Raw genomic sequence first — 22,917 nt, forward strand, 5'->3', positions numbered from 1 at the left:
CCCCGATCAACGGGCCGGACCTCCGTGGGTGGTGCGTCGCTCGCGCAGCTCCCCGCGCCCCTGACGGGGCGGGGTGCGACTACTTGGCGTAGATGGCTTCGACGTCGGCCGCGAAGTCCTTCAGCACCACGGCCCGCTTCAGCTTCAGTGAAGGCGTCAGGTGGCCCGAGTCCTCGGAGAGGACCGTGTCGAGGATGCGGAACTTCTTCACCGCCTCCGCGTGCGACACCGCGGCGTTGCCGTCGTCCACCGCGGACTGGATCGCCGCGAGGAACTCCGGGTCCTCCCTGAGGTCGGCCACCGTCGCCGCCTCCGACTTGCCGTGCAGCTTCTTCCAGGCCGGCAGGAACTCCTCGTCGATGGTGATCAGCGCGGCCACGAACGGGCGGCGGTCGCCGACGACCATGCACTCCGCGATGAGCGGGTGGGCCCGCACGCGGTCCTCGATCACCGCCGGGGCGACGTTCTTGCCGCCCGCGGTGACGATGATCTCCTTCTTCCGTCCGGTGATCTTCAGGAAGCCGTCCTGGTCCAGCTCGCCCAGGTCACCCGTGGCGAACCAGCCGTCCTGCAGCGCCTCCGCCGTGGCCTGCTCGTTCTGCCAGTAGCCGGTGAAGACCTGAGGACCCTTCAGCAGGACCTCGCCGTCCTCCGCGATCCGGACCGAGGAGCCGGGCAGGGGCTGGCCGACGGTGCCGATGCGGGGGATGTCCCACGGGTTGAACGCGGTCGCCGCGCAGGTCTCGGTCAGGCCGTAGCCCTCCAGGACGGTGAAGCCGATGCCGCGGTAGAAGTGCCCCAGCCGCTCGCCCAGCGGGGCGCCGCCGGAGATGGCGTGCGTGGCCCGGCCGCCCAGCGCGGCGCGCAGCTTGCTGTAGACCAGCGCGTCGAACAGCTTGTGACGGAGCCTCAGGCCCAGCGGCACGCTGCCCGCGTCCGAGGCGCGGCTGAAGGCGATGGCGGTGTCGGCGGCGCGGTCGAAGATCTTGCCCTTGCCGTCCGCCTGGGCCTTCGCCCGGGCCGCGTTGAAGACCTTCTCGAAGACGCGGGGCACGCCCAGGATCAACGTCGGCCGGAAGGACGCGAGTTCGGCGGTGACCTCCTTGACGTCCGGCACGTGGCCGAGGCGGATGGGGGCCATCGCCGCCGCGATCTCCGCGATCCGGCCCAGCACGTGGGCCTGCGGCAGGAAGAGCAGCACGGAGGACTCGCCGGTGCGGAACAGCGGGGCCAGACGGGCCGTCACATTGCCCAGCTCGGCGAGGAAGTTGGCGTGGGTCAGCTGGCAGCCCTTGGGGCGGCCGGTGGTGCCCGAGGTGTAGACGATGGTGGCGATCGAGTCCGGCCCCAGCGTGGCGCGGCGCTCGTCCACGGCCGCGTCGGAGACCTCCGCCCCGGCCCGGACCAGGTCCTCGACGCCGCCGGGCTCGATCTGCCACACCTGCTTCAGCGCCGGCAGGCGGTCCCGGACCTCGCCCACGACTGCCTCGTGGCGCGGGAGTTCGGCGATGCAGGCGACCGCGCCGGAGTTACCGAGGATCCACTCCACCTGCTCGGCGGAGGAGCTCTCGTACACCGGGACCGTGATCGCGCCCGCGCACCAGATGGCGAAGTCGAGCAGGGTCCACTCGTAGCGCGTCCGCGACAGCAGGCCGACCCGGTCGCCGGCGTTGATCCCGGAGGCGATCAGGCCCTTCGCGGCGGCGCGGACCTCGGCGAGGAACTGGGTCGCGGTGCGGTCCTCCCACTCGGTGCCGACCTTGCGGCTCACCACCGGGACCGAGGCGTGCTGCTCGGCGTTGCGGTGGATGAGGTCGGTGAGGTTTCCGCCGCTCGGCACCTCGTAGAGGGCCGGAAGGCTGAACTCGCGCAAGGCTGCTCCTCAGACTCTGCGACGCGACGCTGCGGGACGCCAGGACGTTACTGCCGGGTAGCCGGTTCCGGATAGGTGTAACAGGCAATGTGTTCGAAGCATCACACTGCAGGTAGGCGCTAGTGCCAGCCTAGAGCAAGCCCGCACGAGCCCCCAGGGGCGCTGGGGGCACCCCCGCCCGAAGGGGCGCGAGGAACTGCGCGAACAACCAACCACTCAGGGAGGTTCGTCCCTTTGACGGGGTCGGACCTCCGCGAGTGGTGTGTTGCTCGCGCAGTTCCTCGCGCCCCCTCAAGGGCCCTGCGGGCCCGTGCGGGGGTACGGGGGGCCGTTACGCTGATCGGCATGCGCGTCCACGTCGTCAGCGATGTCCACTGCAACAGCGAGGCGCTCGCGCGGGCGGGGGAGGGGGCGGACGCCCTCCTCTGTCTCGGGGACCTGCTTCTCTTCCTCGACTACCACGACCATTCCCGGGGCATCTTCCCCGACCTCTTCGGGCGGGAGAACGCCACCGAGTTCGTCCGGCTGCGCAACGCCAAGCGCTACCAGGACGCGCACGCCTTCAGTGCCGGACTGTGGGCGGGCCTCGGCATCGGGCCGGAGGACCGGCAGGCGCGGCGCGCCGTGCTGGAAGATGCCGCCCGGGTCCAGTACGCCGAGTTGTTCGACGCCTTCGCGGCGTCGCCCGTCCCCGTCTACGCCACCTACGGCAATGTCGACATCCCGGCGCTGTGGCGGGAGTTCCCGCGCCAGGGCGTGCAGGTGCTCGACGGCCAGGCCGTCGAGATAGGGGGCCGCACCTTCGGCTTCGTCGGCGGCGGGCTGCCGACTCCGGGCCGCACCCCGTACGAGGTGGACGAGGAGGTCTACGCCGCCAAGGTCGCCGCCCTCGACGGGGTCGACGTGCTGTGCTGTCACATCCCGCCCGCGGTACCGGAGTTGACCTACGACACGGTGGCCCGCCGGTTCGAGCGCGGCAGCGAGGCCGTGCTGGAGGCGATCCACCGGGCGCGTCCGCGGACCGTCCTGTTCGGGCACATCCACCAGCCGCTGACCGCGCGCATGCGGATCGGCCGCACCGAGTGCGTCAACGTCGGCTATTTCCGGGGCAGTGGCCGGCCCTGGGCCATGGAGTGGTGAGCCTCGCGTACGCAGTAATCTTTCTGCGCACAGACACTGCGCAGTGACACACCGAGCGAGCAGGCAGGCGGAGGCCCACGCGATGGCGGAGCACACCAGGTCCAGCACCACGATCGAGGCCGCGCCGGCCGCGGTGATGGCCGTGATCGCGGACTTCGAGGCCTACCCGGCGTGGACCGGCGAGGTCAAGGAGGTCGAGGTGCTCGCCCGTGGCGCCGACGGCCGTGCCGAGAACGTCCGGCTGGTGCTGGACGCCGGGGCCATCCGCGACGAGCACGAGCTCTCCTACACCTGGGACGGCGACCGCAAGGTCAGCTGGACCCTGGTGAAGAGCCAGATGCTGCGGGCCCTCGACGGCTCCTACGAGCTGCGTGAACTCCCCGGCGGCGGCACCGAGGTGACGTACCAGCTGGCCGTGGACGTGAAGATCCCGATGCTCGGGATGATCAAGCGCAAGGCGGAGAAGGTCATCATCGACCGCGCGCTGGCCGGCCTGAAGAAGCGCGTCGAGGGCTGATGCCGACGGCACGGACCGTCCTGGTCGGCGGCGAACGCCCCGGCCAGGTGGCTGCCGCATCCGCGGTCCGCTGTGCGGACCAGGGGCTGCGCACGCTGCTGGTCGCCGCCGACGATCCGCACCGGACCCTCGACCTGCTGCTCGGCGCTCCGCTGGACACCGTGCCGCGGGAGCTTCGGCCGGGCCTGCACGCGCTGCGGCTCGATCCGCAGGAGGCCTTCCGGGACACGGCGGCGCGGCTACTGGGTCGTGCCAAGACACTGTTCGACCTGCTCGGCGTGGAGCAGTTGGACCGCGAGGAGCTGGCGGCGCTCCCGGGCGCCCGGCACCTGGCGTTGCTGGACGCCGTGCGCACCCATGCCCGCAGCGGGGAGTGGGACGCCGTCGTCCTCGCCGGGCCCCCGGTGCCGGAGCTGCTCGCCGCGCTCGCGCTGCCCGAGCAGCTGGGCCGCTACCTCGACCGGCTGCTGCCCGACCAGCGCCAGGCGGCCCGGGCGCTGCGGCCGATGCTCGCCGGGCTCGCCGGCGTGCCGATGCCGGCCGACTGGCTGTTCGAGGCCCGGACCTGGGCGAGCGGCGAACTCGCCGACGTCCAGGGCGTGTTGGACGCGCCGACCACCACGATCCGGCTCGCCGTCGAAGCGCCCGGCGGTCCGCAGGCGCTCGCCGCGCTGCGGCGGGCCCGGGCGGGACTGGCGCTGCACGAGCGCCGGGTGGACGCGGTGGTGGCCACCGGGATGCTGCCGGACAGTCAGGACCCGTTCCTGGGACGCCTCCACGGCGCCCAGCAGGAGGCGCTCGCGCAGCTGCGCACCGAGTGGGACGCGCCCGTCGTCGCGCTGCCGCACCCCGGCCGTGAGCCGGAGGGGCTGGAGCAGGTGCCGCCGCTGCCCGAACTTCCGCCGGTACCGCCGCTGCCCGAGCGCTGGGTGGAGGACCGGCTGGACGTCCCGCCGCACGTCCTGGTCTGGCACCTGCCGCTGCCCGGGGCCGAGCGCGGTGAACTGGACGTCGTCCGGCGCGGGGACGACCTGGTGCTCGGCGTGGGGGAGTACCGCCGCACGCTGACCCTGCCGTCGGCGCTGCGCCGCTGCACGGTGGCCGGCGCGGCGCTGCGCGACGGGGTGCTCGCTGTGCGTTTCGCGCCGGACGTGCAACTCTGGCCGAAGTAGGAACGTTCACCTGGATAGCGTCAGCGGACGAGCCAGCGGGTTGAGGAGGCCGGGCATGGGTGCCGAGGAGAACGCCGAGAGCCGGGACGTCTGGGCGGAGGCCGTGTCGGAGCAGCAGGAACGCCCGGGCGACGCGCTGTCCAAGGCCGAACCGGAGCCCGAGCCGGAGGGCTCCGCTCCTTCGGGATCTGACTTCATCCCGCCCGACTTCGCCCCGCTGGTGGACGAGGTGCGCAAGTTCGCCACGGCGCTGGGGGACAAGGTCGGCCAGGCCTCGTCGGCGATCAGCGGAGGCGGCGACCCGATGCAGGTGCTGCAGAACCTGGCGGCCCCGCTGCGGACCAAGAACCCTGCCGTGTACGGGCACTTGCTCGCGGCGGGCGGTGAGCTGCTGGCCGCCTACCGGGCTGCGGTCAGCGCCTCGGAGCGGCGCTGGTCGGCCCCGCGCCCGACGAGCAGCGAACGGGTGGATCTGGACTGATTTGACTACGACTTCTGAAGTCGGCCCAGCGCTCCCCCAGGGCGATGTCTTCGGCTAATGTACGCACGACTGTGTACCTGCGCCGCTGCGGGCGGGTACGGTACCGCCCAGCGGGGAACCACCGAAGACTGAGGGACACATGGGACTGACCATCGGCGTCGACGTCGGCGGCACCAAGATTGCTGCGGGTGTCGTGGACGAGAACGGAACGATCCTCGCGCGCACCCGGGTACCGACCCCGGCCGATCCGCAGTGGGCCGTCGGCGCCATCGCCGACGCCGTCAAGGAGCTGCGCAAGGGCCACGAGGTGACCGCCGTCGGTATCGGCGCACCGGGCTACGTCGACGCCGGGCGCTCCACCGTGCTGATGGCCCCCAACATCGACTGGGAGAACGAGCCGCTCAAGCAGCGCGTCGAGGACCTCGTCGAGCTGCCCGCGGTCGTCGAGAACGACGCCAACTCCGCCGCCTGGGGGGAGTTCCGCTTCGGGGCCGCCGCGCAGCACCAGGACATGATCATGGTGACGGTCGGCACCGGCATCGGCGGCGGCATCGTCATCCAGGGCCGGATGCACCGCGGCTTCTTCGGCGTGGCCGGCGAGATCGGCCACATGAAGATGGTCCCGGACGGCCTGCCCTGCGGTTGCGGCACCCGCGGCTGCTGGGAGCAGTACGGCAGCGGCCGCGCGCTGCGGCGCTACGGCCGGGAGATGGCCGCGGCGGACCCGGAGCGCGGCGCACGCCTGCTGGAGCTCAACGAGGGCGTCGCGGAGACGATCACCGGCAGCCAGATCACCCAGGCCGCGGGCGAGGGCGACCCGATGGCCCTCGAGGTCTACGAGCGCCTCGCCGACTGGCTCGGCCGCGGCATGGCCGACCTGGCCGCGCTGTTCGACCCGGCGGTCTTCGTGCTCGGCGGCGGCGTCTCGGACTCGGGCAAGCTGCTGCTCGACCCGGTCGCCAAGGCCTTCGAGAAGCACCTGGTCGGTGGCGTCCACCGGCCCAAGGCGGAGGTCGTGCTGGCCTCCCTGGGCTCGGCGGCCGGGATCATCGGCGCCGCGGACCTCGCCCGCCAGTAGTTCGCCACCGCCCCGGGGGCGCGCGGCCGCAAATGGGCGACAGCCCCGCGCCCCTGCGGGTTCATGGTCATCTCCTGGGGGAGACTCTCCCTCATGGATGAGACCGTCGTGGATGCGGTGACCCAACTGCCCCTGTCCGGGCCCGAGGCCGACGGCGGCGAGGTGGTGCGGGTCCTCAGCTACAACATCCGCTCACTGCGCGACGACCGCACGGCCGTCGTCCGGGTGATCCGGGCCTGCGACCCCGACCTGGTCTGCATCCAGGAGTCCCCCCGCTTCTGGTTCCCCCGCCCGCAGGCCGCGTGGCTGGCCCGGGCCACCGGCCTGATGGTGCTGTCCGGCGGCCCGAGCGCTTCCGGCCCGCTGCTGCTCGGCAGGCTGCGGGCGCTGCCGCTGAGCGTCCACGACGTGCTGCTCCCCAAGCGGGCCGGCCTGCACCAGCGCGGCTTCGCCACGACCGTCGTCCGCCTCGGGCGCGGGGCGCCCTTCTCGCTGACGAGCTGTCACCTCTCGCTGGACGCGGACGAGCGCTTCGAGCACTTCAAGGCGTTGCTGGCCCACGTCTCGACGACGGACGTGCCCCACCACGTCATCGGCGGGGACTTCAACGAGCATCCGGACAAGCCGGGTTGGCAGCTGCTGGCGTCCCGGATGCAGGACGGCTGGGTGGCCGCCCCGTGGGGCGGCGAGTACACGTCCGTACCGGACAACCCTTACCAGCGGATCGACGGCGTCTTCGCGTCACCGGGCATCGAGGTACTCGCCTGTGGCGTGCCGCACGGCCTGCCCCGCGACAGGGACCTGCGGTCGGCCAGCGACCACCTGCCCGTCCTCGCCGTCCTCCGGGTTCCGCCGGGGGCCCTTTAGGCCCCCTGAGGGGCGCGAGGATCCCTCCACCCTTGGGGCGGGAGGCCCCAGCGCGAGCAACCCACCACTCATGGAGACCCCGTCTGCGGGACGGACCTCCCTGGCTGGTGGGTTGCTCGCGATGGGGGCGGCCTCGCGTCCCTCAAGGGCTCCCGGGTGCCCCTCGTGTGCCTAGACGACGGCGCCGTGGTTGGGGTCGTCGAAGCGGTCGTCGTCATCGTCGGGGTTGTGGAGGCGGCTGACCAGGCCGGCGATGCCGCCGAGGAGCGAGGCCGCGCCCAGGAACCCGGCCAGGCCGGGCACTTGGCCGAAACCGCTGAGCAGCAGCAGGGCCACCCCGGCCACGAGGGCCAGCAGGGAGACCCGGGTGACCGTCTGCGCCTTCGGGATCGGGGGCGGCTCCGGCGGCACGAAGTGGAACTCGTCCGGGTCCTCCGCCGGGGACCAGGCCCGGGGGTCCACCGGGGGCACGGCACGTACCACCGGAAGCGGCCGGATCACCGGACGGGGCGTCAGATCCCGGTATCCGTCGGCGTCCCCGGTGTCCCCGGTGTCCTCGGCGTCGGGCCAGTCGTGCTCGCTGCGTTCCGCGGGGGCGTCGAAGCCCGCCACCAGTTCGGCGAAGACCTCGTCGTCGGTGGGCTTGCGCTGCTGTCCGCCGTTCGCGGCATCGGGCTCGGCCATGGCGTGTGTCAGTCCTCCGTGCCGGAAGCGGTGGTGTGGCGCTTCACGAAGTCCAGGGAGCCCTCGAAGACGGTCTCCGCGTCATGGTCCAACGTGGCGACATGGAAGCTCTGTTCCAGCAACCGCTCCTCGACGTCCTGCGAGCCGATCCGGCGCAGCAGCGTCTGGCCGCTCGCGGGGGAGACCACGTGGTCCTGCGGGCTGCGGAAGAGCAGCAGGGGCTGGGTGATCCGCGGCAGCTCCGCCTGAACCGCCTTGGTCAGCTGCTTCATCGAGTGCGCCGCGTGCAGCGGCGTGCGCAGGTAACCGTGCTCCTCGACACCGGGCTTGGCGATGTCGTTGGCGATGCCGGGGAAGCTCGGGACCAGGTGGCGGACGACCGGCAGGGCCACGTGCGCCTTGCCCGGCATCACCACCAGCGGGTTGACCAGCACCAGGCCGGACACGCCCGCGCCCTGCTGCGCGGCCAGGTGCAGGGACAGGGCGCCGCCCATGGACAGACCGAAGAGGAAGACCTGCTCGCACTGCTCGGACAGCTCGTGGAAGGAGCGCTCCAGCGCGGCGTACCAGTCGTGCCAGCGGGTGAGATTCAGGTCACGCCAGTGCGTGCCGTGCCCCGGCAGCAGCGGCAGGGAGACGCTGTAGCCCGCCTCCGCGGCGCGCTCCGCCCACGGGCGCATGGAGAACGGCGAGCCGGTGAAGCCGTGGCAGACCAGGACTCCCACCGGTCCGCCGTGGTGGTGGAAGGGCTCGGCGCCGGGCAACAGCGGCATGTCGCGAATCCTCTCGCAGGTGCCCCCAGGGGGCTGGACACGGTGCCTACTCAGAGGTACGCATCGTCCCATGTCCGCGCCGCGCGCGTACAGCGCGACGGCAGCGCGGGGTGGACGCGGAGGACGGAGTTCCGACGATTCGGCACTAAGGTGCTGGATGGTCAGTGAATCTGGAGGTCAGGGTTGTTCTACCGACTCATGAAGTTGATCGTGGCGCCGATGCTGCGGCTCTTCTTCCGTCCCTGGGTGGAGGGGATCGAGAACATCCCCGACGAGGGCCCGGCAATCCTGGCCAGCAACCATCTGTCCTTCTCGGACTCCTTCTTCCTGCCCGCGCTGCTCAAGCGGCGGGTCACCTTCATCGCCAAGGCCGAGTACTTCACCACCCCGGGCCTCAAGGGCAAGCTCACCGCCGCGTTCTTCAAGGGCGTCGGCCAGCTTCCGGTCGACCGCTCGGGCGTCCGCGGCGCGGGCGAGGCGGCGATCCGCAGCGGCATCGCGGTGATCGAGCGCGGAGAGGTCTTCGGCGTCTACCCCGAGGGCACCCGCTCGCCCGACGGGAAGCTCTACCGGGGCAAGGTCGGCGGCCTGGCCCGGATCGCGCTGGCCACCGGCGCCCCGGTGATCCCGGTGGCGATGATCGACACCGAGAAGATCCAGCCGCCCGGCCAGGTGCTGCCCAAGCTGGGCATCCGGCCCGGCATCCGGATCGGCAGGCCGATGGACTTCTCCCGGTACCAGGGCATGGAGAACGACCGCTTCATCCTGCGTTCGGTGACGGACGAGGTGATGTACGAGATCATGCGGTTGTCCGGCCAGGAGTACGTCGACATCTACGCGACCGCCGCCAAGCGCCAGATCGCGGAGGCCAAGGCGGAGGCGAAGGCCGAGGCCAAGGCGGAAGCCAAAGCGGAGGCGGAGGCCAAGGCCGAGGCCAGGAAGTCCGCGGCGAAGACCGAGAGCTGACGGAGGCTCAGGGGGGATGAAGGGCAGCAGAGGGGGCGGCGGCAGCTTCTCCGTGGAGCAGCCGCTGTGGGTCGCGGTCAGCGCCTTCCGGGTGCTGACCGTGCTGTACGCGGACGCCCGCTACGCCGGAAACGACGTCCACTACGACCACGCCGCCCTGGGCTGGGGCTACATGGCCGTGCTCACGCTGTGGACGCTGGCCACCCTGCCGGTGTTCTCCAGCAAGGCGCGCTGCGACTGGCGCTGGATCAGTGCGGACCTGCTCCTGGTCGTCGCCGGCATCGTGCTGACCGCCGTCTTCGACAGCCGGCAGTTCGTGGACGCCGGCGACGTCACGCTGCCCACCATCCGGGCCGCCGCCAGCGTCCTCGGGTTCGCCGTCATGGGCGGCTGGAAGCCCGCCGCCTTCGCCGGGCTCGCGGTCGGCGTGGCCAACGTGGTCGAGCGGGGCCGGCTGACCTCCTCCAACGCGCACAACATCGTGCTGCTGATGCTGGCCGGCGTCGCCATCGGCTACGTCGTCGACCTCGCCCGCCGCAGTGAGGAGACGCTCGCGCGGGCGCTGGAGATCCAGGCCGCCACCCGGGAGCGGGAGCGGCTGGCCCGGGACATCCACGACGGGGTGCTCCAGGTGCTGGCCATGGTGCAGCGGCGCGGCGCCGAACTCGGCGGCGAGGCCGAGGAGATCGGCCGCCTGGCCGGGGAGCAGGAGATCGCGCTCCGCGCCCTGATCGCCGAGGGGCTGGCCCCGAACCCCTCGTACGAGGCGCCCCGGCGCCGGACGCAGGTTGACGCACCGTCGGATCCGCACGAGCCGCAGGACGTCCGCGCCCTGCTGGGCCCGCTGGCCGGGTCCCGGGTCACCGTCTCCGCGCCCGGCACGCCGGTGCTGCTGCCGCGCCGGGCCGCGACCGAGGTGGCGGCGGCGGTGGGCGCAGCGCTGGACAACGTCCGCCGCCACGTGGGGGAGCGGGCGCAGGCCTGGATCCTGGTCGAGGACGAGCCGGACGCGGTGGTGGTCTCGGTCCGCGACGACGGCCCGGGCTTCGACCCGGCCCGGCGGCTCGGCGAGGCCGAGGCCGAGGGGCGTCTCGGCGTCTCGCAGTCCATCCGCGGACGGCTGCGGGACCTGGGCGGCAGCGCCGAGATCTTCTCGGCGGCGGGGCAGGGAACCGAGGTCGAGTTGCGGGTGCCGAAGCAGAGGCTCTCCGGGGAGGTAACCAAGTGACGGTCGCCGTACGGGTGATGGTGGTCGACGACCACCCCATGTGGCGCGAGGCGGTGGCCCGGGACCTGGCCGACGCCGGCTACGAGGTCGTCGCCACCGCCGGGACCGGCCGCGAGGCGGTCCAGCGCGGCCGGGCGGTGACGCCGACGGTGGTCGTGCTCGACCTCAACCTGCCGGACCTGCCCGGCGTGGAGGTCTGCCGTCAGCTGATGGCGGCGGACGTCGCACCCCGGGTGCTGGTGCTGTCCGCGAGCGGCGAGCACGCCGACGTGCTGGAGGCGGTGAAGTCCGGTGCCACGGGCTACCTGGTGAAGTCCGCCAGCCGCGACGAACTGCTGGACGCCGTGCGCCGTACGGCCGAGGGCGACGCCGTGTTCACCCCCGGCCTGGCCGGCCTGGTCCTGGGCGAGTACCGCCGTCTCGCCGCCGAGCCCGGCCCGGCCGACACCTCCCCCGCCGCACCGAAACTGACGGAGCGTGAGACGGAGGTGCTGCGGCTGGTCGCCAAGGGCCTCTCCTACAAGCAGATCGCCGACCGGCTGGTGCTCTCCCACCGCACGGTCCAGAACCACGTCCAGAACACCCTCGGCAAGCTCCAGCTGCACAACCGCGTGGAGCTGGTCCGCTACGCCATCGAGGCCGGGCTCGACGACTGATCCGCCGGGGCGGCATCGAGCGAGGCCACCAGGTCGCGGACGATGCCCACCCCGTCCAGGGTCAGCACCGACTCGGGGTGGAACTGGACGGAGGCCAGGCCCGGGGCGCGCAGGGCGTGGATGTGGCCGGTCTGCGGGTCGCGGGAGAGCCGGACGCTGCGGGTGAGGGCGAGTCGGTGGGCCTCGGCGTCGTCGCAGTGGGCGGTGAAGGTGTTGTAGAAGCCGACGGTCTGCCGCGCGCCGAAGAGGTCGATCGACTCCTGCGCGCCCTGGTGCGGGGCGGTCAGCCGGAGCAGCGGCAGCCCCAGGGCCTCGCACAGCAGTTGGTGGCTCAGGCAAACCGCGAGCAGGCCGCCCGGGCGGGGGTCGGTGAGGTGACGGGCGATCAGGCCGCGCACCGCGTTCATCTTCGGCTCGTCCGCCGTGGGGTCGCCGGGGCCCGGGCCGAGGACGAGCGGGCCGTCGTGGGCGGCGACCGCCTCGTTCAGGCCGGGCAGGTCCCAGCGCCGCACGGTGACCCGGTGGCCGAGCGAGCGCAGCAGATGGGCCAGCATCGAGGTGAAGGTGTCCTCGCAGTCCACGACCAGCACATGGCTCCCCGGCTCGGCGGGGGTCTCGGTCTGCATCCGCAGCCAGAACGGCGCCAGGTTGGTCCGCCGCGCGCCGAGCGCCGTCTGCACCCGGTGGTGGTCCGCCAACTGCGGCCGCTCGCGGCCCGGTTCGCGCGGCGGGGCCGGACGGGCGCCGATCGCGGTGAGTACCCCGGCGGCCTTGGCGTGGGTCTCGGCGACCTCGCTGTCCGGGTCGGAGTGGCGCACCAGCGTGGCGCCGACGCCCACCTTCAGCCGGCCGGTCGCCGCGTCGATGTCGGCGGTGCGGATCAGGATGGGGGAGTCGAGTGTCTGACCGCCTCCGGCGGTGCGGCCGATCAGCGCGAGCGCGCCGGAGTAGTAGCCGCGGCCGGTCAGCTCGTGGCGGGCGATGACGGCGGTCGCGGACTCCACCGGGCTGCCGGTCACCGTCGCGGCGAACATCGTCTCGCGCAGCACCTCGCGCACGTCCAGCGAGGTGCGGCCGCGCAGCTCGTACTCGGTGTGGGCGAGGTGGGCCATCTCCTTCAGCCGCGGGCCGAGGACCTGGCCGCCCAGGTCGCCCACGGTGCACATCATCTTCAGCTCCTCGTCCACGACCATGGTGAGCTCCTCCAGCTCCTTGGGGTCGTGCAGGAAGGCGACGAGGGAGTCCAGGGTGGGGCCGGAGGCGGGATAGCGGTAGGTGCCGGAGATCGGGTTCATCACGACCGTCCCGCCCGTCTGCCGGACGTGCACCTCCGGGCTGGCGCCGACCAGCACCCGGTCACCGGTGTGCACCAGGAAGGTCCAGTAGGCGCCGCGCTCCTGCTCCAGCAGGCGGCGGAACAGGGTGAGCGCCAGCGCCGGGCCGAAGTCCTGGAGGGTGCCGGTGAAGTCCCGGCGGATCACGAAGTTGGCGCCCTCGCCCCGGCCGATCTCCTCGGCCAGCACCTCGCGGACGATCTGGGCGTACTCGCCGTCCGAGGTCTCGAAACGGCCGTCCACCAAGTGGACGGGCAGCTGCGGCAGCGCCGCGCGCAGCTCGGCGAGCGGCAGGGCGTGCGACTCGCGCACCCGCAGGGCCCGCAGCGGGGTGCCGTCGTCGGTGGCCGGGAAGCCGCGCTCGCGGATCTGACGGTAGGGGACGAGCGCCAGCAGGTCGTGCTCGGGCCGCCCGGTCGCGCCCTCGGACACGGGCAGGTCGGCCAGCGTGGCGTAGGTCCCGACCTCGCCGAGGAGCAGCTCGACCGTGTCGGGGGTGTGGCGCGGTGCGCGGCGGTGCAGCAGGGCGAAGGGCTCGCGGGCAGCGGAGAGCCGGGCGACGAGCTCGACGACATCGGTCACGGCAAGGGCCTTCCGGGATCGGGGAGTTGACGCCGCATCCGCCGGGAGGCCGGACGGCCGCCGCAGCGGGGCGGCCGTGGGGTGCACTGCAGGACGGGCCGCCTAGGGGACGGTCCGCCACCAGTTCCGGAGGGTCTGCAGTGCGCTCATGGCAGGGACGCTAACGGACTCCGCGCCGGCCGCGCACCCCTGCTCCGAGCGGTGGACGGCGGGCGGCGGGCCGTCCGCGCCACGTCTCATCTGTCGGGCGGCGTCCGGTTTCGCCGGGGTCACCCCGTAGCCTTGAGCCGTGACCGTGAACGTTGACACCCAGACCCAGGACTTCTCCTGGCTGTCCCTTCCCGCGGCGCAGCAGCCCGAATGGCCGGACTCCGAGGCTCTGCGCAAGGTGCTTGCGGACCTCGCCTCGTATCCGCCCCTCGTCTTCGCCGGCGAGTGCGACCAGCTGCGTGCCCGTCTGGCGGCGGTTGCTCGGGGTGAGGCGTTCCTGCTCCAGGGCGGCGACTGCGCGGAGGCCTTCGACGCCGTCTCCGCCGACCACATCCGCAACAAGCTCAAGACGCTGCTGCAGATGGCCGTGGTGCTGACCTACGCCGCCTCCGTGCCGGTGGTCAAGGTCGGCCGCATCGCGGGCCAGTACTCCAAGCCGCGCTCCAAGTCGACCGAGACCCGGGACGGGGTGACCCTGCCGGTCTACCGCGGCGACTCGGTGAACGGCTTCGACTTCACCCCCGAGTCCCGGATCCCGGACCCGGAGCGGCTGAAGCGGATGTACCACGCGTCCGCCTCGACGCTGAACCTGGTCCGCGCGTTCACCACGGGCGGCTACGCCGACCTGCGCCAGGTGCACGCCTGGAACCAGGACTTCGTGCGCAACTCGCCCTCCGGGCAGCGCTACGAGCGGCTGGCCAAGGAGATCGACAACGCGCTGGCCTTCATGCACGCCTGCGGCATCGACCCGGAGGAGTTCCGCACGGTCGAGTTCTACGCCTCGCACGAGGCGCTGGTGCTCGACTACGAGACGGCGCTCACCCGCACCGACTCGCGGACCGGCAACCTCTACGACGTGTCCGGCCACATGGTCTGGATCGGCGAGCGGACCCGGCAGCTGGACCACGCGCACATCGAGTTCGCGTCCAGGATCCGCAACCCGCTCGGCGTCAAGCTCGGCCCGACGACGACGGTGGACGAGGCGCTGACGTTGATCGACCGCCTCGACCCGGACCGCGAGCCCGGCCGGCTGTCCTTCATCACCCGGATGGGAGCGGGGAAGATCCGCGACCTGCTGCCGAACCTGGTGGAGAAGGTCACCGCGTCCGGCGCCCAGGTGGCGTGGATCTGCGACCCGATGCACGGCAACACGTTCGAGGCGTCCAGCGGGCACAAGACGCGCCGCTTCGACGACGTGCTGGACGAGGTCAAGGGCTTCTTCGAGGTGCACCGCGCCCTGGGCACCCACCCGGGCGGCATCCACGTGGAGCTGACCGGCGACGACGTCACCGAGTGCGTCGGCGGCGGCGACGAGGTCTTCGTGGACGACCTGCACACCCGGTACGAGACGGCGTGCGACCCGCGCCTGAACCGCAGCCAGTCGTTGGACCTGGCGTTCCTGGTCGCGGAGATGTACCGCGGAGCGTGAGGCTCCGCCGGGGATGTGACGTACGCCCCCTCCGTTTCGGCGGAGGGGGCGTTCCCATGTTTGGAGGCGTTGAGTAAGGTAAGCCTTAGCTCAACGCACCAAGCAGCTCAGCTCAGCACAGCACCTGGGAGACACCGCGATGTACGTCTGCATGTGTCACGCGGTGACCGAGGACCGGGTCCGCGAGGAGATCGCCGCGGGCGCGAGCACCCCCCGCCAGGTCGCCAAGGGCTGCAAGGCCGGAACCGACTGCGGGTCCTGCGTGCGCAGGATCCAGGCCCTCCTCGGCCACGAGGGCGCCCGCCCGTGCCCCACTGCCCGCCTGGCGGCGCGCCTGGGCATCCCCGAGGCCGAGGCCGAAGCGGCGTAAGCCGCAAGGGGCGCAAGACTGCGACAGGTGCGGCTGCGCNCGCGCCTGGGCATCCCCGAGGCCGAGGCCGAAGCGGCGTAAGCCGCAAGGGGCGCAAGACTGCGACAGGTGCGGCTGCGCCGCGTGGGCATGACGGCCCAGCGTCCCCGGGGAGGTTCGGCCCGTTCAGAGGGGACGAACCTCCGTGAACGGTGGGCCGGTCGCGCCCACGCGGCGGAGCCGCACCTGTCGCAGACTCGCGCCCTGGGGGTGCAACTAGCTCTCGGGCTGTTCGATCAGCTGGGCGATGTAGAGGGGTTCCCCGAGCTTCTGGATGAGGTCCAGCTGGGTGTCCAGATAGTCGATGTGGTGTTCCTCGTCCTCGAGGATGTCCTCGAAGATGTTCGCCGACGTCACGTCCCCCTTGGCGCGCATCAGCACGATCCCGCGGCGGAGCCGGTCGATGGCCTCGACCTCGATCTGGCGGTCCGCCTCGAACATCTCCGTGATCGTCTGGCCAATGCGCAGGTGGAACAGCCGCTGGAAGTTGGGCAGGCCCTCCAGGAAGAGAATCCGCTCCGCCAGCCGGTCGGCGTGCTTCATCTCGTCGATGGACTCGTGACGGGTGTACTTGGCGAGCTTCGTCCAGCCGTTGTTCTCCTGCATCCGGTAGTGCAGCCAGTACTGGTTGATAGCCGTCAGCTCGGCGGTCAGCTGCTCGTTGAGGAACTCGATGACCTCGGGGTCGCCCTGCATGGAACGCCCTTTCTCTGCCCGTCTTCGTGTGTTCGTCCGGAATTGCACCCGGGTGGACGCATCGTTCCACTTGTCCGGGCGCTAATCCAGGAAGGTCACACTCATCCCGTCCGCGCGTCCCGCCCCGTGCGGCGCACCCGATCGGCGGCGCCGACGGGGCCTCTGTCAAGATTGAGCCATGGGCCAGTCCGAAAATCAGCAGGCCAACGGCCGGAGCCAGGGGCTTCCGCCGGGTCAGCGCCTGCAGCGGGGCTGGCCGGTGCTGCACTACGGGCCGATTCCCCGGTTCAAGCCGGCGACCTGGGACTTCCAGGTGTTCGGGGCGACCGCCTCCGGCGAGAAGTACAGCTGGAACCACGACGCGTTCTCCGCGCTGCCGCGCACCGAGGTGACCGGGGACTTCCACTGCGTCACCCGGTTCAGCATGCTCGGCAGCCGCTGGAACGGCGTCGCCGCCGCCACCGTGCTCGAACTGGCGCCGCCCGCCGCCAACGTCACCCATGTCATGGTCTGGGCCGAGTACGGCTTCAGCTCCAACCTGCGGCTGGCCGACTTCGCCGCCGAGTCGACGGTCTTCGCCACGCACCGCAACGGCGACCCGCTCACCGTCGAACACGGCTTCCCGGTCCGGTTGGTCGTTCCGCACCTGTACGCCTGGAAGGGCCCCAAGTGGGTCCGTGCCGTGGAGTACATGACGGCGGACCGCCGCGGCTTCTGGGAGGAGCGCGGCTACCACAACCTCGGCGACCCGTGGCAGGAGCAGCGCTACTCCTACCAGGAGCAGCCGGGCGAGGGTCCGGAGCTGTGATCCCCGGGGCCGCGGTCGGCTGACGCCTCGTCAGGGGCGGCTGTTCTCCCAGGGGCCGGGCGTCGTGGCCGCGGGCTGTTCCGCCGTCTCGGTGCGGAAGAGTCGGAAGCCGCGCGACTCGTAGTTGCGCAGCGCCGCCGGTCCGTCCAGGGAGCAGGTGTGCACGGTGACCCTGCGGGTGGCGGGCAGCCCAGGGTGACGGTCCGCCAGGTCCCAGGCGCGGCGGAGCCCGTGGGTGAGCAGGTGGCCGCCCAGGCCCCGGCCGTGGAAGGCGGGAATCAGGCCGAAGTAGGCGATCTCCACCTCGCCCTCCGGGTGCGGCTCCAACTGGACGTAGCCGGCCGGGGTTCCGCGGACCCAGGCCACCCAGGTCTCCAGTCCGGGGCGGGCCAGCCAGTCGGCCCACTCCCGGTAGCTCCACGGCAGCCGGTCGGTCCAGTTCCAGTCGCCGCCCACGGCCGTGTAGAGGAAGCGCGCGAACTCCGGGCCGATCAGCTCGGCCCGGACGAACTCCGCCTCCGGTGCCGGCGAGGCGGGCGGCCGCACGTCCCCGGGCGCGGTCTGCTCCAGGTGCCAGGTGGTGACGGTGATCTGCGCGGCGGTCACGGGTACAGCCAGAGGGTGACGGTGGAGCCCTTCGCGGCCTGGGAGTCGGCGCCGGGGCTCTGGTTGTGGACGGTGGGCTTGCCGAGCGGGATCACGGTGATCGCCCGGACCTTGAAGCCGGCCCGCTCCAGAGTGCGGCGGGCCTGCTTCTCGGTCATGCCGCCCACGTCGGGCACCTGCACCTGCTCCTGGCCCTTGGACACGGTCAGGGTGACCGTCGCGCCCCGCTGCGCGCTGGAGCCGTTGGGGCTCTGCGCGGCGATCGTCCCGGCGTCCTGGTCCGAGTAGACCTGGTTCGGGTCGAGCCGGACGTTGAAGCCGGCGTCCTGCAGGTCGCTGGTCGCCTGGTCCACGGGCTCGCCGACGACGTCGGGGAGGTCCACCGGCTGGGAGCCGCTCGACACGATCAGGTTCACCGGCGAGTTGGGGCTGAGCCTCCGTCCGGCGGGCGGGTCGGTGCCGACGACCCGCCCGGCCGGGACGCTGTCGCTGGCCTGCTGCTGGGAGCTGCTGCCCACCGCCAGCCCGGCGGCCCGCAGCGCGGCGGTCGCCTCGGCGACGGTCTTCCCGCTCACATCCGGCACGGCCGGGCGGTTGGGCCCCCGCGACACGTCGATGCTGACGGTTGCGTCCTTGCGGACGCGCGCCCCCGGCTGCGGGTCGGAGCTGATGACGAGCCCGGCGGCCACCGTCTCGCTGAAGTCCTGACGGGTGTTCACCGACAGCCCCGCCTGCTGCAGTTGGGCCACCGCCCGCGCCGAGGGCAGGTTCAGCACGCTGGGCATCCGGGTGTAGAGGCCGCCGTTGAGCGCCCAGGTCAGCCCGGCGACCAGGGCGACGACGAGGACGAGCGCGCCGAGCGGCAGGGCCCAGCGCGGCCGCCGGGCCGGGGCGGCCGGGCCGCGGGGAGCGGGCGGGGCCGGCTCGGGCTGCTCCCGGCGGGGCATGACGAGGTCCGGGGGCAGCGCGGTCAGCCCCTCCAGCGGCGGCATCACGCTGGTCCGCTCGACGGCCGGCACCGCGGCGGGCACGCCGGTCCGTTGCGGGACGGCGTCCAGTTGAGCGGGCGTCAGCTCGCGCCGCGCCTGCTGGAGCACGGCCAGCAGGTCCACGGCGTCCTGCGGCCGGTGCCGGGGGTCGCGCGAGGTGGCGGCCTGCGTTATCGCGTCGAGCTGGTGCGGGACCCCGGGCACCAGGCGCGACGGCGGGGGCACGTCCTCGCTCAGGTGACGGTAGATCACCTGGGCCGGGGACTCGCCGGTGTAGGGCTTGGCCCCGGTCAGCATCTCGTAGAGCACGACACCGGCCGCGTACACGTCGGTGCGCGGGTCGGCGGCGCCGCGCTCGATCTGCTCCGGCGCGAGGTAGGACACCGTGCCCAGCACCTGCTGGGTCGTCGCCGCGGTGTGCGCGTCCACCGCGCGGACCAGGCCGAAGTCGGCGACCTTGACCCGGCCGTCCTCGGTGAGCAGCACGTTCTCGGGCTTGACGTCCCGGTGCACCAGCCCGGCCCGGTGCGCTGCGCCGAGGGCGGCGAGGACCGGCTCCAGGATGTCCAGGGTGGTGCGGACGCTCAGCGCGCCCCGTTCCCGGAGCAGGTCGCGCAGCGTCCAGCCCGGCACGTACTCCATCGCCAGGAAGACGGCGGGCGGCTCGGCGGTGCGGTCCTCGCCCTGGTCGAAGACGTTGACCACGTTGGGGTGCGAGAGCCGGGCGACCGCCTTGGCCTCGCGGATGAAGCGTTCGACGAACTCCGGGTCCGCCGCGAACTGCGGGTGCATGACCTTCAGCGCGACGACCCGGTCCAGCCGCAGGTCCAGCCCCCGGTACACGGTCGCCATGCCGCCGGACGCGACGCGCTGCTCCACCCGGTAGCGCCCGTCGAGGGTCCGCCCGAGGAGAGAGTCGTGCAGGCTGGTGTCCATTCGACGGAGTGTATTGGGTCCCTGTGAGGGCGGGTCAGAACGCGGGCGCCTCGGGGTCGAACTGTGCCCTTCCCGACATCGGGGACGAGGCCTCCGCGTGGAACCGGCGCGGGATCCGGCCCGCCCGGTGGGCCAGCCGGCCCGCCTCGACCGCCTTGCGCATCGCCTCCGCCATCAGCGCCGGCTCCTGGGCCCGGGTGACCGCTGTGGCCAGCATCACGGCCGCGCAGCCCAGCTCCATCGCCAGCGCCGCGTCGGAGGCCGTGCCCGCGCCCGCGTCGAGGATCACCGGGACCCCGGCCTGCTCCACGATCAGCTGGAAGTTGTGCGGGTTGCGGATGCCGAGACCGGAACCGATCGGGGAGCCCAGCGGCATGACGGCCGCGCAGCCCACGTCCTCCAGCTTGCGGGCCAGCACCGGGTCGTCGTTGGTGTAGGGGAGGACGGTGAAGCCGTCGTCCACCAGCGTCTCCGCCGCGTCCAGCAGCTCGACCGGGTCCGGCAGCAGGGTCCGCTCGTCCGCGACGACCTCCAGCTTCACCCAGTCCGTGCCCAGCGCCTCGCGCGCCAGACGGGCCGTCAGCACCGCCTCGCCCGCGGTGAAGCAGCCGGCGGTGTTGGGCAGCACGTCGATGCCGTTGCGCTGGAGCACCTCCAGGACCGAGCCGCGGGCGGCCGGGTTGACCCGGCGCATGGCGACCGTGGTCAGCTCGGTGCCGGAGATGCGCAGCGCCTGCTCCAGCACCTCCAGGCTGGGCGCCCCGCCGGTGCCCATGATCAGGCGGGAGCCGAACTCGCGTCCGGCGATGACGAGTCGGTCGTCGGCCATGTGCTCAGCCTCCCTGGACGGCGGTGAGGATCTCGACCCGGTCGGCCTCGCGCAGCGGGGTCGCGTCCCAGCTGCCGCGCGGCACCACGGCCTCGTTGACGGCGGCGGCCACCCCGCCGTTGGCCCGCGTCAGCTCGGCGACGACGGCGGCCAGGGTGGTACCGGCGGGCAGCTCGCGCCGCTCGCCGTTGACGGTGACGGTCAGCTGGGGACTCATGCGGGGGACTCCGGGGAGGCGAAGCGGGTGGGGGTGAACGGCCGTGCCTCGGGCGGCAGTTGACCGGTGGTCAGGTACTCGGCCAGGGCGTCCGCGGTGACCGGGGTGAGCAGTACCCCGTTGCGGTGGTGCCCGGTGGCGGCCACCAGGCCGGGCAGCGCGGTGGGCCCGAGCAGCGGCGCGTTGTCCGGCGTCCCCGGGCGCAGCCCGGCGCTGGTCTCGGCGAGCGGCAGCTCGGTGATCCCGGGCACCAGCTCGTGGGCGTCGCGCAGGAGTTCGTAGACACCGCCCGCGGTGACGGTGGTGTCGAAGCCCTCCTCCTCGGTCGTCGCGCCGAGCACCAGCTCGCCGTCCGCACGCGGCACCAGGTAGATGTGCACGCCGCGGACCACGGCCCGGACGTTGCGGGAGAGGAAGGGCGGCCCGGGGAAGTCCCCGCGCACCGTGGTCATCCGCAGCCGCAGCACCTGTCCCTTGACCGGCCGCAGCGGCAGCCGGACCGCCGCGGGGACGCCCTCCAGGCCGCCGGACCAGCAGCCGGCGGCGACCGCGGTTTGATCCGCCGTCAGCTTCGTGCCGTCGACGGCGAGGGCACCGGTCGCCCGTCCGCCCTCCGTGGTGACCCGGGCGGCCCGGGACGGGTGCAGCGTGACCCCAGCCTTCACGCAGGCCGCGACCAGCGCCGCGCCGAGGCGGCGGCCGTCGACCTGGTGGTCGCCGCGGACCAGCGTCGCGCCGCGGACGCCGGGGGCCAGCATCGGCTCCAGACGGCGGGCCTCCCGGCCGCTCAGCCACTCCACGTCCAGGCCGAGCCGCTGCTGGAAGCCGTGTACCTCGTGCAGCTCCGCCCGGTCGTCGGCGTCCAGTGCCACGGCGAGCGTGCCGCAGGCGCGGTAGCCGGTGTCCAGGCCGGTGGCCTCGGTGAGCTCGGCCGCGAAGTCGGCGTAGCGGGCGTTGGACGCGATCCCGAGCGCGAGCAGCGGCTCCTCGCCGTACTGCAGCTCCGTGACCGGGGCCAGCATGCCGGCGGCCACCTGGTTGGCGCCCCGGCCCGGGTCCGGGTCGAGGACCGTCACGGACAGGCCGCGCTGCGCGGTCCGCCAGGCCGTGGCCAGCCCGATGACTCCGCCGCCGATCACGAGGACGTCGCTGTGCGGCATGGTTTCCGACACTCCCTTCGCCGGCATGACCCGGATCAGGTTCGTACGGTCGGAGGCGGATCGGCCTCCCTCTCAGCCCGGTCCTCCGGGCTCCCGCGTCTGCTGCTCACCCTCACTCTATCCGGCTCAGTAGGGTGCGTGTATGGACCAGGTTGTGGTGGTGGGCGCGGGCATCGCGGGCGTGCAGACCGCGGTCTCGCTGCGCGAGGCGGGGTACGACGGCCGGCTGACGATCATCGGGGCGGAGCCGCACGCGCCGTACGACCGCCCGCCGCTGTCGAAGGAGGTCCTCCTCGGCAAGGCCGAACACTCGCGCCTGGACGTGGACTTCGTTGCCCTCGGGGTGGATCTGGTGCTGGGCCGCCGGATCCGTGCCCTGGACGACGTCGCCGAGGCCGACGCCGTGGTCCTCGCCACCGGCGCGGAACCGCTGACGCTGCCCGGCCAGCCCGCGTCCGCCCGGCTGCTGCGCACCCACGACGACGCGCTCGCGCTGCGGGCGGTGCTGCGCCCCGGGGCGCGGGTGGTCATCGTCGGGGCGGGCTGGATCGGCGCGGAGGCGGCGTCGGCGGCGCGGGAGGCGGGCTGCGAGGTGGTGGTGCTGGAGGCCGCGTCCTCGCCTCCGGCGGGGGAGTTCACCCGGTGCTGGTTCGCCGAGGCCGGCGTCGACCTGCGCACCGGCGCCGCGGTCTCCGGCTTCCTGCCGGCGGGGGACGGCGTGGTGCTGACGGACGGCTCCGGCGTGCGGGCGGACGTGCTGCTCGTCGGTATCGGCGCCCGGCCTGCCACGGCCTGGCTGTCCGGTTCCGACGTCCCGCTGGACGACCGCGGCGCGGTCGCGGCCGACGACCGGCTGCGCGCGGCGCCCGGGGTGTGGGCCGTGGGCGACTGCGCGTCCTTCCCCTCCGCCCGCTACGGACGGAGACTGACGGTCCATCACTGGGACCACGCGCTCGCGAGCGCCAAGGTGGTCGCGGCCAACGTGCTGGGCGGCGACGAGGTGTACGACCCGGTGCCCTACTTCTGGTCCGAGCAGTTCGGCCGGATGGTCCAGTCGCTCGGAGTCGCCGCCCCGACGGACCGGCGGGTGGCGCGCGGCAACGCGGGCGACGCGGTCTGGCTGCGGGCGGACGGCACGCCGACGGCGGCGCTCTTCGTCGACCGGCCGCGGGACCTGGCGCAGGCCAAGCGCCTGCTCGCGCAGGGCACCCCGCTCGACCCGGAGCGGGTGGCCGACCCGGCCGTCCCGCTCAAGCAGGCGGTCGCGGCGGGCTGAG

23 protein-coding genes and 1 riboswitch are annotated in these 22,917 nt (G+C 72.9%); of the genes, 13 read left to right on the forward strand and 10 right to left on the reverse strand.

The window, feature by feature from the left end:
- Positions 1 to 79: 79 nt before the first annotated feature.
- The gene (locus ACFP3V_RS04280; protein WP_380579836.1) at positions 80 to 1,873 is read right to left on the reverse strand and encodes an AMP-dependent synthetase/ligase; all 1,794 of its coding nucleotides are present in this window, start codon (positions 1,871 to 1,873) and stop codon (positions 80 to 82) included.
- Between the two features lie 345 nt (positions 1,874 to 2,218).
- On the opposite strand from ACFP3V_RS04280, the gene ACFP3V_RS04285 reads away from it, so the two are divergent.
- The 6 genes from ACFP3V_RS04285 (at position 2,219) to ACFP3V_RS04310 (ending at position 7,128) form a co-directional block, all read left to right on the forward strand.
- Positions 2,219 to 3,013, forward strand: a complete 795-nt coding sequence (locus tag ACFP3V_RS04285; RefSeq protein WP_380579838.1) for a metallophosphoesterase family protein — start codon at positions 2,219 to 2,221, stop codon at positions 3,011 to 3,013.
- 82 nt (positions 3,014 to 3,095) lie between these two features.
- On the forward strand, positions 3,096 to 3,530 hold the full coding sequence (locus ACFP3V_RS04290; protein WP_380579840.1) for an SRPBCC family protein: 435 nt from the start codon (positions 3,096 to 3,098) through the stop codon (positions 3,528 to 3,530).
- Entirely contained in the window at positions 3,530 to 4,702 is a 1,173-nt protein-coding gene (locus tag ACFP3V_RS04295; protein WP_380579842.1) for an ArsA family ATPase, read from the forward strand. Before ACFP3V_RS04290 ends, ACFP3V_RS04295 begins: the two co-directional genes overlap by 1 nt.
- Before the next feature lie 55 nt (positions 4,703 to 4,757).
- A complete protein-coding gene (locus tag ACFP3V_RS04300) occupies positions 4,758 to 5,183 on the forward strand; it encodes a DUF5304 family protein (RefSeq protein ID WP_380579844.1) in 426 nt (141 codons plus the stop codon).
- A gap of 139 nt (positions 5,184 to 5,322) precedes the next feature.
- Positions 5,323 to 6,261: an ROK family glucokinase gene (locus ACFP3V_RS04305; protein ID WP_380579846.1), complete on the forward strand. Its 939-nt coding sequence runs from the start codon at positions 5,323 to 5,325 to the stop codon at positions 6,259 to 6,261.
- Between the two features lie 93 nt (positions 6,262 to 6,354).
- Positions 6,355 to 7,128 (forward strand): endonuclease/exonuclease/phosphatase family protein, encoded by a 774-nt coding sequence (locus ACFP3V_RS04310; RefSeq protein ID WP_380579848.1) that lies wholly within the window; start codon positions 6,355 to 6,357, stop codon positions 7,126 to 7,128.
- A gap of 171 nt (positions 7,129 to 7,299) precedes the next feature.
- Here the strand turns inward: ACFP3V_RS04310 and ACFP3V_RS04315 are convergent, their stop codons facing one another.
- Both ACFP3V_RS04315 and ACFP3V_RS04320 read right to left on the reverse strand, forming a co-directional pair.
- Positions 7,300 to 7,812: a hypothetical protein gene (locus ACFP3V_RS04315; RefSeq protein ID WP_380579850.1), complete on the reverse strand. Its 513-nt coding sequence runs from the start codon at positions 7,810 to 7,812 to the stop codon at positions 7,300 to 7,302.
- Between the two features lie 8 nt (positions 7,813 to 7,820).
- The gene (locus ACFP3V_RS04320; RefSeq protein WP_380579852.1) at positions 7,821 to 8,585 is read right to left on the reverse strand and encodes an alpha/beta hydrolase; all 765 of its coding nucleotides are present in this window, start codon (positions 8,583 to 8,585) and stop codon (positions 7,821 to 7,823) included.
- A 198-nt stretch (positions 8,586 to 8,783) separates the two neighbouring features.
- Here ACFP3V_RS04320 and ACFP3V_RS04325 point away from each other — a divergent pair, with 198 nt between their 5' ends.
- Genes ACFP3V_RS04325 through ACFP3V_RS04335 form a run of 3 tightly spaced genes read left to right on the forward strand, consistent with a single transcriptional unit; the run spans position 8,784 to position 11,435 of the window.
- On the forward strand, positions 8,784 to 9,551 hold the full coding sequence (locus ACFP3V_RS04325; protein ID WP_380579854.1) for a lysophospholipid acyltransferase family protein: 768 nt from the start codon (positions 8,784 to 8,786) through the stop codon (positions 9,549 to 9,551).
- Between the two features lie 16 nt (positions 9,552 to 9,567).
- Positions 9,568 to 10,779 (forward strand): MacS family sensor histidine kinase, encoded by a 1,212-nt coding sequence (gene macS, locus ACFP3V_RS04330; RefSeq protein WP_380579856.1) that lies wholly within the window; start codon positions 9,568 to 9,570, stop codon positions 10,777 to 10,779.
- A 17-nt stretch (positions 10,780 to 10,796) separates the two neighbouring features.
- Positions 10,797 to 11,435 carry a response regulator gene (locus ACFP3V_RS04335; RefSeq protein ID WP_380579912.1) on the forward strand — a complete coding sequence of 213 codons (639 nt, stop codon included), beginning with the start codon at positions 10,797 to 10,799 and terminating at the stop codon, positions 11,433 to 11,435.
- Here ACFP3V_RS04335 and ACFP3V_RS04340 read toward each other — a convergent pair.
- A complete protein-coding gene (locus ACFP3V_RS04340; RefSeq protein ID WP_380579858.1) occupies positions 11,405 to 13,351 on the reverse strand; it encodes an anthranilate synthase family protein in 1,947 nt (648 codons plus the stop codon). The two genes, ACFP3V_RS04335 and ACFP3V_RS04340, sit on opposite strands and share 31 nt — an antisense overlap.
- Positions 13,352 to 13,640: 289 nt before the next feature.
- Here ACFP3V_RS04340 and ACFP3V_RS04345 point away from each other — a divergent pair, with 289 nt between their 5' ends.
- Positions 13,641 to 14,990 (forward strand): class II 3-deoxy-7-phosphoheptulonate synthase, encoded by a 1,350-nt coding sequence (locus tag ACFP3V_RS04345; RefSeq protein ID WP_380579859.1) that lies wholly within the window; start codon positions 13,641 to 13,643, stop codon positions 14,988 to 14,990.
- Between the two features lie 139 nt (positions 14,991 to 15,129).
- Complete coding sequence (locus ACFP3V_RS04350; protein WP_380579861.1) at positions 15,130 to 15,360, forward strand: (2Fe-2S)-binding protein; 231 nt, start codon at positions 15,130 to 15,132, stop codon at positions 15,358 to 15,360.
- A gap of 255 nt (positions 15,361 to 15,615) precedes the next feature.
- Here the strand turns inward: ACFP3V_RS04350 and bfr are convergent, their stop codons facing one another.
- Positions 15,616 to 16,095, reverse strand: a complete 480-nt coding sequence (gene bfr, locus ACFP3V_RS04355) for a bacterioferritin (protein WP_380579863.1) — start codon at positions 16,093 to 16,095, stop codon at positions 15,616 to 15,618.
- Between the two features lie 178 nt (positions 16,096 to 16,273).
- On the opposite strand from bfr, the gene ACFP3V_RS04360 reads away from it, so the two are divergent.
- Positions 16,274 to 16,903 carry a sulfite oxidase-like oxidoreductase gene (locus ACFP3V_RS04360; protein WP_380579865.1) on the forward strand — a complete coding sequence of 210 codons (630 nt, stop codon included), beginning with the start codon at positions 16,274 to 16,276 and terminating at the stop codon, positions 16,901 to 16,903.
- 30 nt (positions 16,904 to 16,933) lie between these two features.
- Here the strand turns inward: ACFP3V_RS04360 and ACFP3V_RS04365 are convergent, their stop codons facing one another.
- The 5 genes from ACFP3V_RS04365 to thiO form a co-directional block, all read right to left on the reverse strand.
- Positions 16,934 to 17,509, reverse strand: coding sequence for a GNAT family N-acetyltransferase (locus ACFP3V_RS04365; RefSeq protein WP_380579867.1), 576 nt, complete (start codon positions 17,507 to 17,509; stop codon positions 16,934 to 16,936).
- A complete protein-coding gene (gene pknB / locus ACFP3V_RS04370) occupies positions 17,506 to 19,434 on the reverse strand; it encodes a Stk1 family PASTA domain-containing Ser/Thr kinase (RefSeq protein WP_380579869.1) in 1,929 nt (642 codons plus the stop codon). Before pknB ends, ACFP3V_RS04365 begins: the two co-directional genes overlap by 4 nt.
- Positions 19,435 to 19,468: 34 nt before the next feature.
- Complete coding sequence (locus ACFP3V_RS04375; protein WP_380579871.1) at positions 19,469 to 20,263, reverse strand: thiazole synthase; 795 nt, start codon at positions 20,261 to 20,263, stop codon at positions 19,469 to 19,471.
- A 4-nt stretch (positions 20,264 to 20,267) separates the two neighbouring features.
- Positions 20,268 to 20,480, reverse strand: coding sequence for a sulfur carrier protein ThiS (gene thiS, locus ACFP3V_RS04380; protein ID WP_380579873.1), 213 nt, complete (start codon positions 20,478 to 20,480; stop codon positions 20,268 to 20,270).
- Positions 20,477 to 21,640 (reverse strand): glycine oxidase ThiO, encoded by a 1,164-nt coding sequence (gene thiO / locus ACFP3V_RS04385; RefSeq protein ID WP_380579875.1) that lies wholly within the window; start codon positions 21,638 to 21,640, stop codon positions 20,477 to 20,479. The genes thiS and thiO overlap by 4 nt, the downstream gene beginning before the upstream one ends.
- A riboswitch (TPP riboswitch) is annotated at positions 21,636 to 21,747 on the reverse strand. Its footprint overlaps the gene before it by 5 nt.
- Before the next feature lie 35 nt (positions 21,748 to 21,782).
- Between thiO and ACFP3V_RS04390 the strand changes: the two genes are divergently transcribed.
- Positions 21,783 to 22,916 (forward strand): NAD(P)/FAD-dependent oxidoreductase, encoded by a 1,134-nt coding sequence (locus ACFP3V_RS04390; RefSeq protein ID WP_380579877.1) that lies wholly within the window; start codon positions 21,783 to 21,785, stop codon positions 22,914 to 22,916.
- The last annotated feature ends 1 nt before the right edge of the window (position 22,917 follow it).

Source organism: Streptacidiphilus monticola (assembly GCF_042658505.1).
GTDB classification, from domain to species: domain Bacteria; phylum Actinomycetota; class Actinomycetes; order Streptomycetales; family Streptomycetaceae; genus Streptacidiphilus; species Streptacidiphilus monticola.

Coding starts and splice junctions, on each gene's coding strand:
- pknB (WP_380579869.1), bottom strand. CDS start 19,434: ATGGACACCAGCCTGCACGACTCTCTCCTCGGGCGGACCCTCGACGGG.
- ACFP3V_RS04320 (WP_380579852.1), bottom strand. CDS start 8,585: ATGCCGCTGTTGCCCGGCGCCGAGCCCTTCCACCACCACGGCGGACCG.
- ACFP3V_RS04300 (WP_380579844.1), top strand. CDS start 4,758: ATGGGTGCCGAGGAGAACGCCGAGAGCCGGGACGTCTGGGCGGAGGCC.
- bfr (WP_380579863.1), bottom strand. CDS start 16,095: ATGCAGGGCGACCCCGAGGTCATCGAGTTCCTCAACGAGCAGCTGACC.
- ACFP3V_RS04375 (WP_380579871.1), bottom strand. CDS start 20,263: ATGGCCGACGACCGACTCGTCATCGCCGGACGCGAGTTCGGCTCCCGC.
- ACFP3V_RS04350 (WP_380579861.1), top strand. CDS start 15,130: ATGTACGTCTGCATGTGTCACGCGGTGACCGAGGACCGGGTCCGCGAG.
- ACFP3V_RS04285 (WP_380579838.1), top strand. CDS start 2,219: ATGCGCGTCCACGTCGTCAGCGATGTCCACTGCAACAGCGAGGCGCTC.
- ACFP3V_RS04325 (WP_380579854.1), top strand. CDS start 8,784: ATGAAGTTGATCGTGGCGCCGATGCTGCGGCTCTTCTTCCGTCCCTGG.
- ACFP3V_RS04295 (WP_380579842.1), top strand. CDS start 3,530: ATGCCGACGGCACGGACCGTCCTGGTCGGCGGCGAACGCCCCGGCCAG.
- ACFP3V_RS04315 (WP_380579850.1), bottom strand. CDS start 7,812: ATGGCCGAGCCCGATGCCGCGAACGGCGGACAGCAGCGCAAGCCCACC.
- ACFP3V_RS04305 (WP_380579846.1), top strand. CDS start 5,323: ATGGGACTGACCATCGGCGTCGACGTCGGCGGCACCAAGATTGCTGCG.
- ACFP3V_RS04335 (WP_380579912.1), top strand. CDS start 10,797: ATGGTGGTCGACGACCACCCCATGTGGCGCGAGGCGGTGGCCCGGGAC.
- ACFP3V_RS04360 (WP_380579865.1), top strand. CDS start 16,274: ATGGGCCAGTCCGAAAATCAGCAGGCCAACGGCCGGAGCCAGGGGCTT.
- ACFP3V_RS04290 (WP_380579840.1), top strand. CDS start 3,096: ATGGCGGAGCACACCAGGTCCAGCACCACGATCGAGGCCGCGCCGGCC.
- thiS (WP_380579873.1), bottom strand. CDS start 20,480: ATGAGTCCCCAGCTGACCGTCACCGTCAACGGCGAGCGGCGCGAGCTG.
- macS (WP_380579856.1), top strand. CDS start 9,568: ATGAAGGGCAGCAGAGGGGGCGGCGGCAGCTTCTCCGTGGAGCAGCCG.
- ACFP3V_RS04390 (WP_380579877.1), top strand. CDS start 21,783: ATGGACCAGGTTGTGGTGGTGGGCGCGGGCATCGCGGGCGTGCAGACC.
- thiO (WP_380579875.1), bottom strand. CDS start 21,640: ATGCCGCACAGCGACGTCCTCGTGATCGGCGGCGGAGTCATCGGGCTG.
- ACFP3V_RS04310 (WP_380579848.1), top strand. CDS start 6,355: ATGGATGAGACCGTCGTGGATGCGGTGACCCAACTGCCCCTGTCCGGG.